Here is a 1,123-nt window from a genome sequence, read left to right on the forward strand (position 1 = left end):
CCGGGTGACCTGCTGGAGCCGCAGGCGGCGTTCCTCCGCGTCACTCAGCTGCCACGACGGGCCCGCCCATTCCTCCTCCTCGGCAAGCCGCTCCTCCAGCAGGACGTCCTCGTGGCGTTGCCGGGAGTCGACGAGCAGACGCTCTTCCTCCTCACGTTGGTGTTCTTCCTCCGCGCGTCGGAGTTCTGCTTCCTCGCGTCGGCGTTCTGCCTCCGCGCGCTTGCGCGCCGACTCCACCGATTCTTGGTAGTCGGCCTCCGCACGCAGGCACTCTCCGTCGACCCACAGCAGGTCGAGCACGAGGCCCTCGGCCCGGCGCTCCGGGCTGTACGCCACCATCTGCCGGTCGAAGACCCGGCGGAGGAAGTCGGCCAGCGGCATCGGGTCGGCCTTGACCCACTCCCCGCCGGCGAACCGGGCCAGCCCCTCCACCACGACGCACGTGTCATCGACCTCGCCCAGGCGCACCGAGGGCACCACACCCAGCCAGGCCGCCCGCCGGTAGCAGAACCACACCGAAGGCACCCCGTCTACGCGCATCCGCTCCGAGCGGCCCCGGATGTCGTCGGACGTGATCGCGGACAACTGCGCCTCCAGGGCGAAGCGCCACCGGCCGCCCGGATCACTCGCCAGCACATCCGCCCGCCAGGCCCCCTCCGGCCCAGACACCTCGTCGGCCGCAACCGCACCGGCCTCCTGTGCCGCAGTCAGCAGGACCCACTTCAGGTACAGGTGATCGGGCGACTCATTTTCCGCGGCCGGGCAGTCGTCCGGTGCACCGGGCTGGTGCGCGAAGTGTTCCACCCGGCGCGGTGACAGGCGGGCGTGCATCGGCCAGCCGCAGCCTCCGCACGTGAGCCGTGACGGCTTCACCTTGTAGACGTCGCCCCACGATCGGCCGCAGCCCAGATCGGGTAAGTACGACTGGAGTCGTCCCCACTCGGCGTGTTCAGCACGGAACATGACGCTCGCCCCCTCAAGTCCGGAACTGCTCCCAGCGCCCCGTGTGACTCGACCCGCGCGCACCCCTACCCGCCTCCTCGAAATTTCAGGCTGGGCACAGCTGTACGAGCTGGTCGATTGCCGGGTCAAGGACGGTCGCGCGGGGTCGGCCGGTCGGCCT

Annotated in this window: 1 protein-coding gene; it reads right to left on the bottom strand. The window is 70.4% G+C overall.

The features are described from left to right. Positions 1-963 (bottom strand): RNA methyltransferase (locus NLX94_RS38670; RefSeq protein WP_254387985.1); only part of this gene is annotated, 963 nt, incomplete at its 3' end. Positions 964-1,123: the final 160 nt, after the last annotated feature.

Origin of the sequence: Streptomyces sp. TBY4 (genome assembly GCF_024213195.1) — a bacterium.
Classification (GTDB): Bacteria; Actinomycetota; Actinomycetes; order Streptomycetales; family Streptomycetaceae; genus Streptomyces.